This is a genomic window from Algihabitans albus (assembly GCF_003572205.1).
Taxonomy (GTDB): Bacteria; Pseudomonadota; Alphaproteobacteria; order Kiloniellales; family DSM-21159; genus Algihabitans; species Algihabitans albus.
Genome location: NZ_QXNY01000003.1, coordinates 44,467 through 58,128, shown reverse-complemented (window position 1 = coordinate 58,128; position 13,662 = coordinate 44,467). Strand labels below are relative to the sequence as shown.

The following is a 13,662-nucleotide window of genomic DNA, read 5'->3' as shown; positions in this document are numbered from 1 at the left end:
CCGCCATGCCGATCTACTTCAAAGTCCCGGGACACATTAGCAACGGCGATCCGCTTCAGTCGTAGGCGCGATGCGTGATCAGATAGAAGGGCGACGGACGGTCGTGATGCCTTCGGGACTGTCGGCACGGGCGCGGGAGTCCAGCACCGCCAGCGGCTCGATCACCGTCGAGAGATAATGCGCGGTGGCGTTGACCACCGTCTCGGCGTCGAGCGCGATCGCGACGTGACCCTTCCAGAAAACCAGGTCGCCGCGCCGCAGCGGCGCTTCCGGATCGATCGAGGTGCCCAACTCCGCGCAGGCTTCCTGCATGTCCGTATCGCGCGGGCAGGCGACGCCCGCAGCCGTCAGAGACAGTTGTATCAATCCCGAGCAGTCCACGCCGGCGGCCGACTTGCCGCCCCAGAGGTAGGGCGTGTGGAGAAAGGTCAGCGCGGTCTCGACGTAGTCGGGCAGCGTTTCGCCGAGGGAGATCAGATGATCGGCCCAAATGTAGCCCTGCGGCGTGACGGCGAAGCGCTTCTCGCGGCCGGTGACGGCGACGGTCGTGGTGAGCGTCAGAACCTCCAGGATCGGCGCTTTGATGTCCGGCTCTGGAAACAGCAATGTCGAGCGGGTCGCCACCCTGTGAGTGGCTGCGGGGCCGCGTGGTGCAAGCGCCGGGGTTTCGACGTAGCCCACATAGCCGTCGGCCTCCGACTGCAGCCAGGCCCAGCCGTCTCGTTCCTCGAAGACCAGCAGCGGTTCGCCGAGCAGCAGTTGGCTGTCGAGCCGTCCGCCGGGACTGCGCCGCAGCCCCGCCGTGCCGACGGCGACGGCTGCCGGGCGGCCTTCGACGAACCGGATCGCTTCGACCCGTCCCTGCAGCCGCAGGTCCGCCAGGTCGTCGCGCAGAGCATGGAGGCGGCGGTCGAGGTCGCTCATACCGAATCGTCGCCCTCCTGATCGCGCTCGGCGCGCACCTTGGCGCGGGCCTCCTCGATCTCGCGTTCGCGGAAGTAGTCGTCCGTCGTGCGGATCGCCGGGCGCTCCGGTCCCGCCATCGGATTGGGTTGCTCGAAGTGCACCACGACGCGGCAGTCGTCGCACATCATGATCCGTTCGACGGTATCGCTGGAGCCGAACATCCAATGCTTGCCGGCGAGCTGATCGGTGATGCGATCGATCGTGTGCTTGACGCCGAAAGGTTTGCCGCAGCGGATGCAGTTGAAGGGCTCCGTCTCGTTCAGCTTGACGGCAGCGCGCGCCTCCTCGGAGAAGTTGAGGCGGGGTTCGAGCGTGATAACGCTCTCCGGGCAGGTGTTGGCGCAGAGGCCGCATTGAACGCAGGCCTCCTCGCTGAAGCCGAGCCAAGGCCTGTCGGGATCGTCCTGCAGCGCGCCGGTCGGGCAGGCCGAGACGCAGGCCAGACACATGGTGCAGCCGTCGGTGTCGACCTTGACCCGGCCGAAGGGAGCGCCCTTGGGAAGCGGCAGGAGGTCGGGCGGCCCGCCGTGGTCGGTCTGGGGGGCTTTGCCATGGAGGTGGCGCAGCGCCAGCATGGAGCGTGTCCGTTTGCCGCCCATCGGAAGGAAGCCGCCCGGCTCCGGCTGGCTGCGGCTTTCAAGCTCCCACAACCGCGCTTCCACCTTGTCGGGATCCGCTTCGTCCAGCAGGTCGATGCGGCCGCCGCCGTACCCCAGGCCGTCCATCACTGTCTCGGCCAGAGCGATCTGACCGGCCAGCCCTTCCAACTCGCCGCGCTTGTCCGGCCCGATCAGGAGGGCGATCCGGGTCGCCCCGTAGGCAAAGGCCATGGCGAAGAAGTCGACACCGACCAGCGTCACTTCGTTCAGTGGGAAGGGGATGACCTGAGGTGGCAAGCCGCGGCCGCCGCGTGCCATCAGGGAGATCATCTCCTCTCCGTGCCGGCCATCGTGCAGCAGCAGGGTTGCGTTTGTGCCCCCCGCCTTGTGGTAAGCCTCCAGCAGGCTTCGCAGCCGCTCGAACAGAGAGTTGCCGGCCGGCAACTGATAGGTCGCTGCGCCCGTCGGACAGACGCTGGCGCACATGCCGCACCCGCCGCAGATGTGCGGGTCGATCTCCACCTGGTCGCCTGCGGGCGTGATGGCGCCGGTCGGGCAGACATCGAGACAGCGGGTGCAGCCCGTCTTGCGGCTGCGGCTGTGGGCGCAGATGTTGGCGTCGTACTTGACGTAGCGGGGCTTCTCGAACTCGCCGGTCAGCTCGCTGATCTCGAAGATCGCCTTCTGCACCGCGGCGGGATTGCCCGGGTCGGGACGCAGATAGCCGTCGCGCCGTTCGTGACCGGTGAAGAGCGGCGCCTCGCCCGTCAGATCGAGGATCAGATCGCATTCGGAGTAGGCATTGTCGCGCGGCGCCTCGAACGCCAACTCCAGCCGCGACGACGGCTTGGCTGCGGCATAGCCGTCGACGTTGATGGCGAAGGCGCCGAGATGACCCTGCGCGCTGGTGATCCGGCCCCGAAAGACCGGCAGATCCATGACCCGCGGCGGCATGACGGAGTCAGCCTCAGGCATCAGGAGTACGGTCACGTCCAGCTTCGTCTTGAGCTGCTGCGCGGCCTCCAGCGCCTGACTGTCCCGTCCGTAGACGAGGCAGGTGCCCTCCGACGCGAAGGACACGGTCGGGGCCGGCTGCAGGTCAAGTGCGGCTTCGGCCAGCAGAGCGGCGATCTTCGGTGTCGCAGCCCCGGCTTCTTCGGACCAGCCGGCCGTCTCGCGGATGTTGAGAAAGCCGAGCTGGGCTTGAGGGTTGTCCTCTGCGGCGACCTCGTCGAACAGCGGGGCCTCCTGGGTGCAGGCGATCAGCAGCGGTTCCTGCCCGAGGACCGCCTGCTGAAAGTTGCCGAGCTGGTTGCGGCAGAGCTGCGTATTGAGCTGGAGTTCGCCCTCGCCGCCAAGCGCCTTGCAGGCCTTGGTCAGCTTGTCGCTGTCCAGGGGCATTGTGGACTCGCAGTCGCAGACAAGCAGTCGCTTGGCGCCGAGGCGCATAACCGAATCCCTCCTGAGGTGCGGCCGCGCTTGGTTTCTTCGGCTGTAGGCGCCGAGAGCGAGCGACCGCTTTTTATATCTTACGTTCGTCGGCAGACTAGGCTCTGCGCCAAACGGGTTCGACCCCAAATAATCTGCGGCCTTCGGGGAGGCAAGCGAGGGGTTGCGCCGGCTGAACTTGTCTGTTGCCTTAACCTGGGCATTTGAGGCGGACGGTGAGGGAGCGGACATGGCCGAACGGCCGCCGGAGCTGATGACCACCCGCGAGGTGGCGGATTATCTGCGGATCAAGGAGCGGCGGCTCTATGAGTTGGTGCGCAGGCGTGAAATTCCCTGTACCCGCGTCACCGGAAAGTGGCTCTTTCCCAAGCCGCTGATCGATCTCTGGCTGGCGCGCAATCTCGAAGGTGCCGAGGTGCCGATTGCGCCGCCGCCGGTCATCGCCGGTTCGGCCGATCCTCTGCTGGATTGGGCTGTGCGGGAAAGCGCCTGCGGCTTGGCTCTGATGCCGGGGGGGAGTTTGGACGGGGTGAAGCGCTTCGTCGACGGCGGTGCCCTGGTGGCTGGCCTGCACGTCTACGACCCCGAACGGGCCGACTGGAATGTCACGGTGATCGAGGCTGCCTGCGTCGGCCGCCCGGTGGTCTTGGTCGAGTGGGCGAGGCGAAGCCAGGGTTTGATCGTGGCGGCGGACAATCCCCTGGGGGTCTCTGCGGTCGCCGATCTGGGGCGCGACGGGTTGCGCTGGGTTGCGCGCCAGGCGGAAGCTGGAGCGCAGCTCTTGTTGGCCCATCTGCTGGGCGAAGCCGGTCGAGATATCGCGACTCTGACACCGGCGGAGACGGTTCTGAGCGAACTGGAGGTGGGTTTGGCAGTTCTGGAGGGCCGCGCCGATGCCGGGCTTGCCGTGGAGGCGGTTGCGCGGAGCCTGAAGCTCGGCTTCGTCCCTCTGATGGAGGAGCGCTACGATCTGCTGGTCGCACGGCGCGCTTACTTCGAGCCGCCGCTGCAGACGCTCCTGGCCTTCACTCGGACGGCTGCTTTTGCCCGGAGGGCGGAAAGCATGGGCGGCTACGACATCGCCAGTCTCGGGCGAGTTCGCTTCAACGGACCCTGAAAGACCGGCGATGTCGCTAGAGCGAACTGCGATCGTTTGGAATCGCCGGGCGATTCCGCCGATCACTATCTGGTCTAAGTGGCTTCAGACCTTTGCCGCGGAACCGGCCAGCGGCTCCTGCGCGTCGGTCGTACGACCGTTACGGAAGAGGCCGCCGATGACAGCCGCAAGACTCTTTGCGTGGGTCACGATGGCTTTCGAACGCTCCTGACGGCCGCGCTCGATCAAGGCTTGCAGTTCATCGTAGGTCAGGTCGCCGTAGGCGGCGATCGGGGCTTCGAACTTCTCTACCATGGGTCAGCTCTCCAGGCTTGAACGGTTGGAGGCATCCCATCCCCGGAACGGTTTATCTCGCTCGGCGCTTATGGCTGCGCCTTAGGATCGGCCCGCTTCGTCCCGCCGATAGCGGGCCAGCGGTGCGAACCAGCGGTCGGTCTTAACCGCGGTTCCTTGAGAAATGTTTAAGCAGCTTCTTTTCATGCTGCACCGCACAAATAATAGGGCAGTATTTCTGACCTACCAAGTCCGTTCGGCTTGGATCCAACACAGGGCCGCTATGCAGTGGCTGCAACCCGGTTCGCTCTGGGGCGTGACCCGGTTTTCCCTGGGGCCTGACTCGTCTTTAGTCGGCGATCCAGTAGGTGTCGGGACGGGTGTAGCCGAGGTAGGCACCTGGATCGTAGAGATAGGGGGCGCTTTCGGGGACGTTTCGAAGATCCGGACGATGGGTCACGGGTTGGGGAACCCGAGCGATCAGGCCGATGGTAAAGGTCTCGGCTGCGTGGATCATGAGCATTTCCTCCCAAACCGCGCGTTGCGCTTCCAGGTCGGATGCCGTTTTCCAGGTTTCGAACAGCTCCAGCAGCCGCTGCGCTGCGGGTAGATCCGGCGCTTCGCCTTTGCTGCCGTTGCTCTCGTAGTGAAGTCCCCAGAGCGGCCAGTGGTTCTGACGATCGCCGGTCGGTGCCAACTCCTTCGGGCTCATGCTTGGGCGGGCCAAGCCATTGGCGAAGCCATAGAAGACGCTGAAGGCCGTCTCGCCGGCTTGGATCGAATTGCGCAGCGCGCTGCGGCCCCGGCTGCGGATCAACAACTCGACGCCGATCTCGCGCCAATGACTGCGGATCAATTCCAGCACGTCGATCTCGGCCGGGTCGGTATCGCCGGCCTCCACGATGACCGTCAGCCGCTCGCCGTCGCGGTTCAGCCGATAGCCTTTGGAATCGCGACGGTCGAGCGCCAAGCCGTCGAGCAGAACGTTGGCGGCTTGCGGGTCGTGCTGAGCCCAGGCCCCGCGCAGGGCCGGACGGTAGAGCAGGCTGTCCGGCAGAACCGAGTTGGCGCCGGGCAGGGCCAGACCCTGATAGATCACCTGATTGATCTCCCCCCGATCGATCGCGAGCGAGAGTGCCAGGCGGAAGTCCGTCGTGCGGATCAGGCGGCGTAAGCCCGGCTCGGCTGTATTGAGATTTGGATAGATCGCGAGCTGTGCTCCGCGCGCGATCGGCCATAGCCTGAGAGATATAGCCGCTCGCTCCTCGGCCTCCTTCAGAAAGGCGGCGTCGCGGAAGGTCAGTCCCCGATCCTGCAGGTCGCTGTCGCCGGCGGCGACTTTGGCCGGGATCAGCTCCGCACTGGCGACTTCCAGGACCACTTCGTCGATGTAGGGAAGCTGGTTGCCCGCCGCGTCGACGCGGTGGAAGTAGGGATTGCGGGCGAAGCGCCAGCGCCGGGTCGGCGGACCATTGAGTAGGCGCCAGGGCTGCAACGTCGGATAGTCCGGATTGGCGAGCAGGAACGGTCGGTCGCGCTGGTCGAACAGGGCCGCCCAGCCTTGCAGTCCGGCCTCTTCCGCCTGTGCTTCCAGCGCGGCGAGGTCGGCGAAGTCGGGATGGAACTGCCGTAGATAGTGCGCCGGCCGGTAGATGAAGGGTGGGCGGGTTGCGGCCAGCGTCGGTAGGAACTGATTGTTCGGCCTATCCCAGGTAAAGCGAACCGTTGCCGCGTCCAGCACTTCAAAACGGGGCGGACGGCCCTCCACCAGCAACTCCGAAGGCGGTCCGCCGGGCGAGAGTTCGGGGTTGTTGGCCACCTGCTCCCACCAGAAGCGGAAGTCCTCGGCTGTGAAGGGCTGACCGTCGGACCAGCGATGCCCCGGCCGCAGCTTTAGAGTGAAACTGCGGTTCTCCTCCACCTCCACGTCCTGAAGAATGTCCGGCACCAACTCGAAGGTCTCGTTCCAGACCAGCAGCCGCGCATAGCCCAGGACGACCAGGTCGCGCGCGTCGCGGCCGCCGCGCGTCAATAGGGTGAGGCTGCCGCCATAGCTGCCGCTCTGCCAACTCTCGCGCTGCGGCAGGTCGCGGCGCGGCTCCGAGGGCAGTCGCTCCGTAAGAGGAGGAAGCTGACCCAGCTCCACGCGCTCTGCCAGAAACGGCGGCTCCTCCTGTGCCGTCGCGGGAGACGCTATCGGAACGGTGAGCAGTCCGGTCAAGACGACGGCGGACGGCAGGAGGAGGGTCAGGGATCGAGCAAGGGCGCACATCGGCGAGCGGTTCGGCCTCCTTATCCGATCGCTACCGAGCCGTCACGGTAGCCTGCGCTACTCTAGCTGAGCTGTGCCGGGACCGGGAGAGGTTCTGTCGCCTTCCTCCGCTTGATAGCGGCGTCGCGGCCTGGCATCTAGGCGGTCTTTGGCACCCCAACCCCTAGGAGTCCCGCTTTATGAAAATCTCCGCCCGTAACGTCTTTCCCGGCAAGGTCGTCGAGGTGAAGACTGGCGCTGTGGCCGCCAAGGTCAAGGTCGACATCGGCGGGGGTAACGTTGTGACCTCCATGGTTCTGGCGGACTCCGTCGACGATCTCGGCATTGAGGTCGGCGACGAGATCAACGTGGTGATCAAGTCCACTGAAGTGATGCTTTCCAAGTAACCGGTGCAGTCAGGGCAAGCCGACGGCGGTAAAGCCGTAGCTCTCCAGGATCTCCTGACCGGCCGGCGATAGAATGAAGAGCGCGAGCTGGGCCGCGGCGGCGTTCTCGGGAGAGATCAGGGTCAGACCGTAGTCTGCGCCAACGGCGAGAGCGTCTGGAATGGCGACGATCTCCAGATCCGGTTTGTCCGCCTTGGCCAGCATTGCATTCGTACAGTAAGTCAGGAACAGGTCGGCCTGCTGTTCCGCCATCACCCAGGCATAGGGGTTGCGTCCCTCAGGTGCCTTGGCACTGTCCGGCCCGCCGGTGAGTTGCAGGGCCTTGGCATCGAGTGCGGCAAAGCTGCCGGCTTGCAGCTCTTCTGCCTTCTCGAAGAGCTGCCAGGCATAGTCGCCGCTGGGATCCGCCTTGGGCGTCGAGGTGCCGAGCCGCACCTCTGCCGACAAAATCGTCTCCAGCAGAGTCTCGGGGGTGACGCCCAGAGCCGGCTGAGTCAGAACGCAGAGACGATTGCGGGCGAAGAGCACCACCGGCCCTCCGATGCCTTGCGATTCCAAGATGCGGGGGTGGCGCATGTTGGCGGAGGCGAAGACGTGACTAGCTTCGCCGCCCTCGATCCGCTCGCGCAGCAGTCCAGACGGACCAAAGGCCGCTTGAACCGCCTTGCCGCTACTTTCCGTATAGGCGGCTGCAATATCGGTCATGGCGGCTCTCAAGCTGCCGGCGGCCTGCAGCTTCACGGCGTCGGCGGAGGCGGGCAGGGCCGCGGTCGTCATCAGTAGAGTTCCGGTCATCAGCGGCAACAGGCGCTTCAACATGATGGTTGGGTTCCGAAGGAGAAGAAAAAAGTGGCGGGAGCGATCGCGCCGGCGAACCGAAACGGCCGCACCCGCCAGTGGAGGGTATTTGGGACTCGTCTAAGTCAGGCTGGCCGGGACTAGGCTGGCCGAACCGTTAGGACTGGCCTTTCTTGGCGTTGGGAAAGAAGAGTTGCTGGCCGTTGAGTTGGTACTCGGCGATCAGCCGCTGGCCGCTGTCGCCGATCAGCCAGTCGATGAAGTTCTGGCCCAGATCGGCCTTCACGTGCGGGTGTGTCTCTGGGTTCACCAGGATCACGCCATACTGATTGAATAGCTGCGGGTCGCCCTCGACCAGTACCTCGTGATCGGCCTTGTTTTCGAAGGCGATCCAAGTGGCGCGGTCCGTCATGACGTAGGCGTCCATGCCGATGCCGGTGTTCAGCGTGGCGCCCATGCCGGAGCCGGTCTCGCGATACCAGGTGCCGCTGGCCGCTTCGATGTCGACGCCGGCCGCCTGCCAGAGGTTGCGCTCCTTCGTGTGGGTGCCGCTGTCGTCGCCGCGGCTGGCGAAGGTCGCCTCGGCCTCGGCGATGCTTTGCAAGGCGGCAGGAGCGTCCGTCATGCCGGATACGCCGGCCGGATCGCCAGCCGGGCCGACCACCACGAAGTCGTTGTACATCACGTCGAAGCGCTCGACGCCGTAGCCTTCGTTTACGAACTTCTCCTCTCGCGCCTTGGCGTGGACCAGCAGAACGTCGGCGTCGCCGTCGCGCGCCTGCTGCAGCGCCTTGCCGGTGCCGACGGCGACCACGCGCACCTCGATGCCGCTGTCCGCCTGGAACTTCGGCAGCAGGAAGTCGAGCAAACCGGAGTTCTTGGTCGAGGTGGTCGAGGCCACCGTGATGAACTTGTCGTCCGCCTGGACGCCCGTGGCGACCAGCATCAAGGCGGCAGCGAATGCCAACATCGTCTTCATAGTCAGAAACCTCCCTTGGGTATCCTTTGCGGTGGTGGTCCAGTCGTCACCATGCGAAGCCGTCATCACCACACGAGCTTACCGGCCAGAAAATCCCGGGCGGCTTGACTGTCCGGCTGTTCGAAGAAGCCTGCGGCCGGTGAATGCTCGACGACGCGGCCACGGTTGAGAAACACGACCTCGTCGGCCAGCCGCCTGGCCTGGCCCAGGTCGTGGCTCGTCATCACGATCTTGCACCCCTCCGCATGCATGGCCCGGACGATCGCTTCGATCGCCGCGGTGGCGGCCGGGTCCAGGCTGGCGGTCGGCTCGTCGAGGAAGAGCACCTGCGGTCTCAGCGCCCAGGCGCGCGCCATGGCGAGGCGTTGCTGCTCGCCGCCCGATAAGGTGCGGGCCTGTTGCCGGGCGTAGGCGGTCAGACCGGTGCGTGCCAGAGCTTCCTCGCGCCGCTGCCGACGTTCCTCGCCCCCGACCCGATGCACCGCCAGTGCGTAATCGAGATTGGCGGCAACCGAGCGGCGCAGCAGCACGGGTTTCTGAAAGACCATCGACTGCCGTCGCGGGCCGCGTCCGGCGCGTTCCAGCTTGCGGTTCTGCCAGAGGATCTGCCCCGCCGTCGGCGCGATCAGACCATGGGCTAGCCGCAGGGTCAGCGACTTGCCGGCACCGTTTGGCCCGATCAGCAGGGTGATGGGGCCGGCTTCCAGGGTCAGATCGAGGCCGTCGATCGGTCGCTTGCCGCCGACTTCGTAGACCACGGCGTCGAAGCGGCAGGGCAGGATCGTGTCCCGATAGGTTCCGCCAGCGGTGCGGGGCGCGGCCTCCACGTCTCTCATCGCGCCAGCCGTCATACCAGTTGCGCGCGAGCGTAGCGCCGCACGCCTTCCGCCGCGGCGTTGATCAGTAGAGTCAGCAGCAGCAGGAGGATGCCAAGGCCCAGCGCCAACGGCAGCGCGCCCTTGCTGGTTTCCAATGCAATGGTGGTGGTCATGACCCGCGTCACGTGATCGATGTTGCCGCCGACGATCATCACCGCTCCGACCTCCGCGCTGGCCCGGCCGAAGCCCGCCAGGACCGCCGTCACCAGCGTGATCCGCCCATCCCACAGCAGCGTCGGGATCGCCCGTGCGGGCCCGGCGCCCAGCGAGACGAACTGCTCCCGGTACTCGCCCCAAAGATCCTCGATCACCTGTCGGGTCAGGGCGGCGACGATGGGCAGGACCAGGACCACCTGGGCGATGATCATGGCCGTAGGGGTGAAGAGGAGGTTCAGCACCCCCAGCGGCCCGGCACGCGACAGGAAGAGGTAGACCACCAGGCCGACGACCACCGGTGGCAATCCCATCAAGGCATTGAGCACCACGATCAGCGCACCGCGCCCCGGAAAGGAGAAAAGCGCCACGGCCGCGCCCAGCGGCAGGCCGATCAAGGCCGCGATCAGTACCGCCGAAAGGCTGACGCGCAGACTCAGCGCCACGATCTCCCATAGGTCCGCGTCGAAGGAAACGATCAGCTCGAAAGCGGCCTGGAAGGCCGCGGCAAGGTATTCCATCGGGTCTCGGTGCGGCGGTTGGTGCCTGGAGGTGCGCTGTAGACGTCATGCGAAACGCAGGTCATTCGAGCTTAAAGTCTGCGTATCTATGCAGAAAACTGTTTTTACTACAACCATAGCCATTACACGGGAAAATCTGCAGGCTTAGGGTTGTCCGGCCGTCCTTGTACCAGCCGCCGACCTGCCGCATATAGCGGAAAAGCAAGGGAGGCTGCCGGTTCCATGGACCAGACGCTCGCCGAGACTCCACACGCCCGCGAACCTGGCCAGGAGGCGCCCGTGCGCCTCGCGCAGAAGGGCAAGGCTAAGCTCGCCGATCCCGTGGCGCTGGGCGAGTTCCTGCTCCGTCCCGACCCGGACGATCCGCGCCTGACTCAGGCGGTTCGCGGCATCGATGAGACCGGCCAGGCTATCGAGACGCGCGTTGTCATCGAGCGCCCCCTGACCTTGTTCCTCAATGGGCAGGAGATCGTCACCATGATGACGATCGGCGACTATCCCGACTATCTCGCGGTCGGCTACCTGCTGAACCAGAACATGCTCCGCGCCGACGACGAGATCGCCGGCATCGACTACGACGAGGAACTGGAGGTCGTGGTGGTGCGCACGGCGCGCGCCACCAACTACGAGGAAAAGCTCAAGAAGAAGATCCGCACTTCAGGCTGCGCCCAGGGCACCGTCTTCGGCGATCTGATGGAGAAGTTCGACGACATTCGTCTGAACCCGGAGGCGCGGCTCAAGACCTCCGACCTCTATGCCCTGACCAGGAAGATCAACGGCGCGCCCAGCCTCTATCTGACCTCGGGCGCCATCCACGGCTGCGTGCTCTGCCAGGGTGAGCGGCCGCTGATCTATATGGAGGACGTCGGCCGCCACAACGCAGTCGACAAGATCGCCGGCTACATGTTCCTGGAAGGAATCGGCCCCGAGGACAAGATGTTCTACACCACCGGCCGGCTGACCAGCGAAATGGTCATCAAGACGGTGCAGATGGAGATTCCCATCCTGGTCAGCCGTTCGGGCTTTACCGCCTGGGGCGTGGAATTGGCGCAGCAGGCGGGTCTTACCCTGATCGGCCGGGCCAAGGGCAAGCGCTTCATCGCGCTCTCCGGCCCGGAGCGCATCGTCTTCGACAGCGACGGCAGCGACGCTCCGGAGGAGCACGCCAAGCACCGCCGCAAGGGGAGTTTCGAGGGCAACTTCGGGGGCGGTCGCGAGAGCGGTGATGGGGCATGAACCGAAGCCGGCACAGAGTCTGCGGCGTACTTCTGGCCGGCGGCCTGGCGCGGCGTATGGGCGGCGGCGACAAGTGTCTGCGGCCTCTCGCCGGCATGCCGATCCTGCAGCACATCCTGGAGCGGGTCCGCCCGCAGGTCAGTTGCCTGATGATCAACGCCAACGGTGATCCGGCACGCTTCGCCGGCTTCGGCCTGCCGATCGCCGCCGATGCGGTGGAGGGCTATGCGGGACCCTTGGCCGGCGTGCTCACCGGGATGGAATGGGCCTCCAAGCACGCGCCGGTCTGCGACCTGATCCTGACGGTGCCGAGCGACGCTCCCTTCCTGCCGCGCGACCTGGTCGAGCGCCTCGAGGAGCGGATGATCGCCGAAGGAGCGGACATCGCCTGCGCCGGCTCGGGTGGACGCATCCACCCGCCGATCGCCCTCTGGCCGGTCTCGCTGGCCGAGGAACTGCGCGAGGCCATGACCGTGGAGGAGATCCGCAAGGTCGACGTCTGGACCGCCCGCTACAAGGTCGCCGTCGCCGACTGGCCGACCGAGCCGGTCGACCCCTTCTTCAACGCCAACCGCCCAGACGATCTGGCCGAGGCTGAAAAGATGATGGGCGCGATGGCCTGAGGCCATCGCGCCCATCTGTCTTCAGTTTCGCGACGTCTTCGCCCTTACGCCGCCCTTTGGCGCCGTGAGTAGCCCTGGGAGGGGCGACCGGCTCCGCCCTGCTTGGGCTTGCCGAAGCCTTGGCTGCGGCCCTTGCCACCGCCGCCGTTGCGGCCTCCGCGCTTCGGCGGCTGCTTCTGGGCGGCTGCGGCCATGCGACGGCCTTCGGGGCTGCGGCGATCTTCCTGCTCCAGCGCACCGACCATCTTCTGGATGTCCTTCAGCAGGCCGATCTCTTCGTTGGTGCAGAAGGAGATGGCAAGGCCCTCCTTACCGGCGCGTGCGGTGCGGCCGATCCGGTGGACATAGGCCTCCGGGACGTTCGGCAGTTCGAAGTTCACCACATGGCTGACCTCGGGCACGTCGATGCCGCGCGCAGCCACGTCGGTCGCGATCAGCACCGGCAGCTTGCCTTTCTTGAAGGCTTCCAGGGCCCGGGTGCGCTGGCTCTGGGACTTATCGCCATGGATGGCCGCTCCGACCACGCCGCGATCCTCGAGCTGCTTGGTCAGGCGGTCGGCCCCGCGCTTGGTGCGGGTGAAGACCAGGGTGCGCGAAAACTCCGGCTGACGGAGGAAGTCGAGCAGAAGGTCGCGGCGCATGCTGGCATCCAGCAGGTAGACCTTCTGGGCGACGCGCTCTGCCGTGGTGGCGACCGGAGTGACGGCGACCTTGACGGGATTGCGCAGCAGGTCGTCAGCCAGGCCGGAAATCTCCTTCGGCATGGTGGCGGAGAACAGCAGAGTCTGGTGCTGCTCCGGCAGACGGCCCATCAGCTTACGGATCGGCGGCAGGAAGCCGAGGTCGAGCATGTGGTCGGCCTCGTCCAGCACTGCGACCTGCGTCTCGTTCAGACGGATGATGCGGTTGTCCAGGTGCTCGATCAGCCGGCCCGGAGTTGCCACCAGCACGTCGACGCCGCGCTTCAGGGCACCGATCTGTGGACCATGTTTGGCGCCGCCAGTGACCAGCGCGGTCGAAAGGCGCATGAACTGGCTGAGGCTGCGGAAGCTGGCTTCTATCTGGGCTGCCAGCTCGCGGGTCGGGGCCAACACCAGCACGCGGCAGGTGCAGGGTGTCGGACGGCCGCGCTGCGACAGCAGGCGGTCCAGAATCGGCAGTGCGAAGGCTGCGGTCTTGCCGGTGCCGGTCTGGGCGATGCCCAGCATGTCGCGACCTTCCCGGGCCGGCGGGATCGCCTGGGCCTGGATCGGCGTTGCCTCGGTGAAGCCGGCTTGCTTGACGGCACGCAGAAGGGGCTCGGCGAGGCCGAGCGTATCGAAAGCGGTCATGAAATCTATCTTTCTTCAGTCCAGCCGGCGTCAACCCAGTCATGTAGCCGGAGTCGGTCTGACTCCGGCTCCTGGCACCGG

Annotated in this window: 13 protein-coding genes; 4 read left to right on the top strand and 9 right to left on the bottom strand. The window is 65.9% G+C overall.

What is annotated here, in order from left to right:
* Positions 1-78: 78 nt before the first annotated feature.
* Together DBZ32_RS07040 and DBZ32_RS07035 are read right to left on the bottom strand one after the other, a co-directional pair.
* Entirely contained in the window at positions 79-924 is an 846-nt protein-coding gene (locus DBZ32_RS07040) for a C40 family peptidase (protein ID WP_119166445.1), read from the bottom strand.
* Positions 921-3,014 (bottom strand): 4Fe-4S binding protein, encoded by a 2,094-nt coding sequence (locus tag DBZ32_RS07035; RefSeq protein ID WP_119166444.1) that lies wholly within the window; start codon positions 3,012-3,014, stop codon positions 921-923. The genes DBZ32_RS07040 and DBZ32_RS07035 overlap by 4 nt, the downstream gene beginning before the upstream one ends.
* Before the next feature lie 229 nt (positions 3,015-3,243).
* On the opposite strand from DBZ32_RS07035, the gene DBZ32_RS07030 reads away from it, so the two are divergent.
* Complete coding sequence (locus tag DBZ32_RS07030) at positions 3,244-4,131, top strand: helix-turn-helix transcriptional regulator (RefSeq protein ID WP_119166443.1); 888 nt, start codon at positions 3,244-3,246, stop codon at positions 4,129-4,131.
* An 84-nt stretch (positions 4,132-4,215) separates the two neighbouring features.
* Here the strand turns inward: DBZ32_RS07030 and DBZ32_RS07025 are convergent, their stop codons facing one another.
* Positions 4,216-4,425 (bottom strand): RSP_7527 family protein, encoded by a 210-nt coding sequence (locus DBZ32_RS07025; RefSeq protein ID WP_119166442.1) that lies wholly within the window; start codon positions 4,423-4,425, stop codon positions 4,216-4,218.
* Positions 4,426-4,753: 328 nt separating this feature from the next.
* The gene (locus tag DBZ32_RS07020; RefSeq protein WP_119166441.1) at positions 4,754-6,676 is read right to left on the bottom strand and encodes an ABC transporter substrate-binding protein; all 1,923 of its coding nucleotides are present in this window, start codon (positions 6,674-6,676) and stop codon (positions 4,754-4,756) included.
* A 179-nt stretch (positions 6,677-6,855) separates the two neighbouring features.
* On the opposite strand from DBZ32_RS07020, the gene DBZ32_RS07015 reads away from it, so the two are divergent.
* Positions 6,856-7,062: a TOBE domain-containing protein gene (locus DBZ32_RS07015; protein WP_119166440.1), complete on the top strand. Its 207-nt coding sequence runs from the start codon at positions 6,856-6,858 to the stop codon at positions 7,060-7,062.
* 9 nt (positions 7,063-7,071) lie between these two features.
* On the opposite strand, the gene DBZ32_RS07010 is transcribed toward DBZ32_RS07015, so the two are convergent.
* From DBZ32_RS07010 to DBZ32_RS06995, 4 genes are all read right to left on the bottom strand, one after another.
* On the bottom strand, positions 7,072-7,881 hold the full coding sequence (locus tag DBZ32_RS07010) for a molybdate ABC transporter substrate-binding protein (RefSeq protein ID WP_119166439.1): 810 nt from the start codon (positions 7,879-7,881) through the stop codon (positions 7,072-7,074).
* Between the two features lie 136 nt (positions 7,882-8,017).
* Positions 8,018-8,839, bottom strand: a complete 822-nt coding sequence (locus DBZ32_RS07005; RefSeq protein ID WP_119166438.1) for a substrate-binding domain-containing protein — start codon at positions 8,837-8,839, stop codon at positions 8,018-8,020.
* A gap of 65 nt (positions 8,840-8,904) precedes the next feature.
* Complete coding sequence (locus DBZ32_RS07000; RefSeq protein WP_119166982.1) at positions 8,905-9,675, bottom strand: ATP-binding cassette domain-containing protein; 771 nt, start codon at positions 9,673-9,675, stop codon at positions 8,905-8,907.
* An 11-nt stretch (positions 9,676-9,686) separates the two neighbouring features.
* Positions 9,687-10,391 (bottom strand): ABC transporter permease, encoded by a 705-nt coding sequence (locus DBZ32_RS06995; protein ID WP_119166437.1) that lies wholly within the window; start codon positions 10,389-10,391, stop codon positions 9,687-9,689.
* Between the two features lie 222 nt (positions 10,392-10,613).
* On the opposite strand from DBZ32_RS06995, the gene fdhD reads away from it, so the two are divergent.
* Positions 10,614-11,627: a formate dehydrogenase accessory sulfurtransferase FdhD gene (gene fdhD / locus DBZ32_RS06990; protein ID WP_407923487.1), complete on the top strand. Its 1,014-nt coding sequence runs from the start codon at positions 10,614-10,616 to the stop codon at positions 11,625-11,627.
* Positions 11,624-12,250, top strand: coding sequence for a molybdenum cofactor guanylyltransferase MobA (gene mobA / locus DBZ32_RS06985; protein WP_119166436.1), 627 nt, complete (start codon positions 11,624-11,626; stop codon positions 12,248-12,250). Before fdhD ends, mobA begins: the two co-directional genes overlap by 4 nt.
* A gap of 44 nt (positions 12,251-12,294) precedes the next feature.
* Here the strand turns inward: mobA and DBZ32_RS06980 are convergent, their stop codons facing one another.
* Entirely contained in the window at positions 12,295-13,581 is a 1,287-nt protein-coding gene (locus DBZ32_RS06980; protein WP_119166435.1) for a DEAD/DEAH box helicase, read from the bottom strand.
* Positions 13,582-13,662 lie beyond the last annotated feature (81 nt).

Excerpts from the sequence above, each read along its gene's own strand:
- DBZ32_RS06980 (WP_119166435.1), bottom strand. The coding sequence starts at position 13,581 with ATGACCGCTTTCGATACGCTCGGCCTCGCCGAGCCCCTTCTGCGTGCC.
- DBZ32_RS07035 (WP_119166444.1), bottom strand. The coding sequence starts at position 3,014 with ATGCGCCTCGGCGCCAAGCGACTGCTTGTCTGCGACTGCGAGTCCACA.
- DBZ32_RS07015 (WP_119166440.1), top strand. The coding sequence starts at position 6,856 with ATGAAAATCTCCGCCCGTAACGTCTTTCCCGGCAAGGTCGTCGAGGTG.
- DBZ32_RS07010 (WP_119166439.1), bottom strand. The coding sequence starts at position 7,881 with ATGTTGAAGCGCCTGTTGCCGCTGATGACCGGAACTCTACTGATGACG.
- DBZ32_RS07005 (WP_119166438.1), bottom strand. The coding sequence starts at position 8,839 with ATGAAGACGATGTTGGCATTCGCTGCCGCCTTGATGCTGGTCGCCACG.
- DBZ32_RS07030 (WP_119166443.1), top strand. The coding sequence starts at position 3,244 with ATGGCCGAACGGCCGCCGGAGCTGATGACCACCCGCGAGGTGGCGGAT.
- fdhD (WP_407923487.1), top strand. The coding sequence starts at position 10,614 with ATGGACCAGACGCTCGCCGAGACTCCACACGCCCGCGAACCTGGCCAG.
- DBZ32_RS07040 (WP_119166445.1), bottom strand. The coding sequence starts at position 924 with ATGAGCGACCTCGACCGCCGCCTCCATGCTCTGCGCGACGACCTGGCG.
- DBZ32_RS07020 (WP_119166441.1), bottom strand. The coding sequence starts at position 6,676 with ATGTGCGCCCTTGCTCGATCCCTGACCCTCCTCCTGCCGTCCGCCGTC.
- DBZ32_RS06995 (WP_119166437.1), bottom strand. The coding sequence starts at position 10,391 with ATGGAATACCTTGCCGCGGCCTTCCAGGCCGCTTTCGAGCTGATCGTT.
- DBZ32_RS07025 (WP_119166442.1), bottom strand. The coding sequence starts at position 4,425 with ATGGTAGAGAAGTTCGAAGCCCCGATCGCCGCCTACGGCGACCTGACC.
- mobA (WP_119166436.1), top strand. The coding sequence starts at position 11,624 with ATGAACCGAAGCCGGCACAGAGTCTGCGGCGTACTTCTGGCCGGCGGC.
- DBZ32_RS07000 (WP_119166982.1), bottom strand. The coding sequence starts at position 9,675 with ATGAGAGACGTGGAGGCCGCGCCCCGCACCGCTGGCGGAACCTATCGG.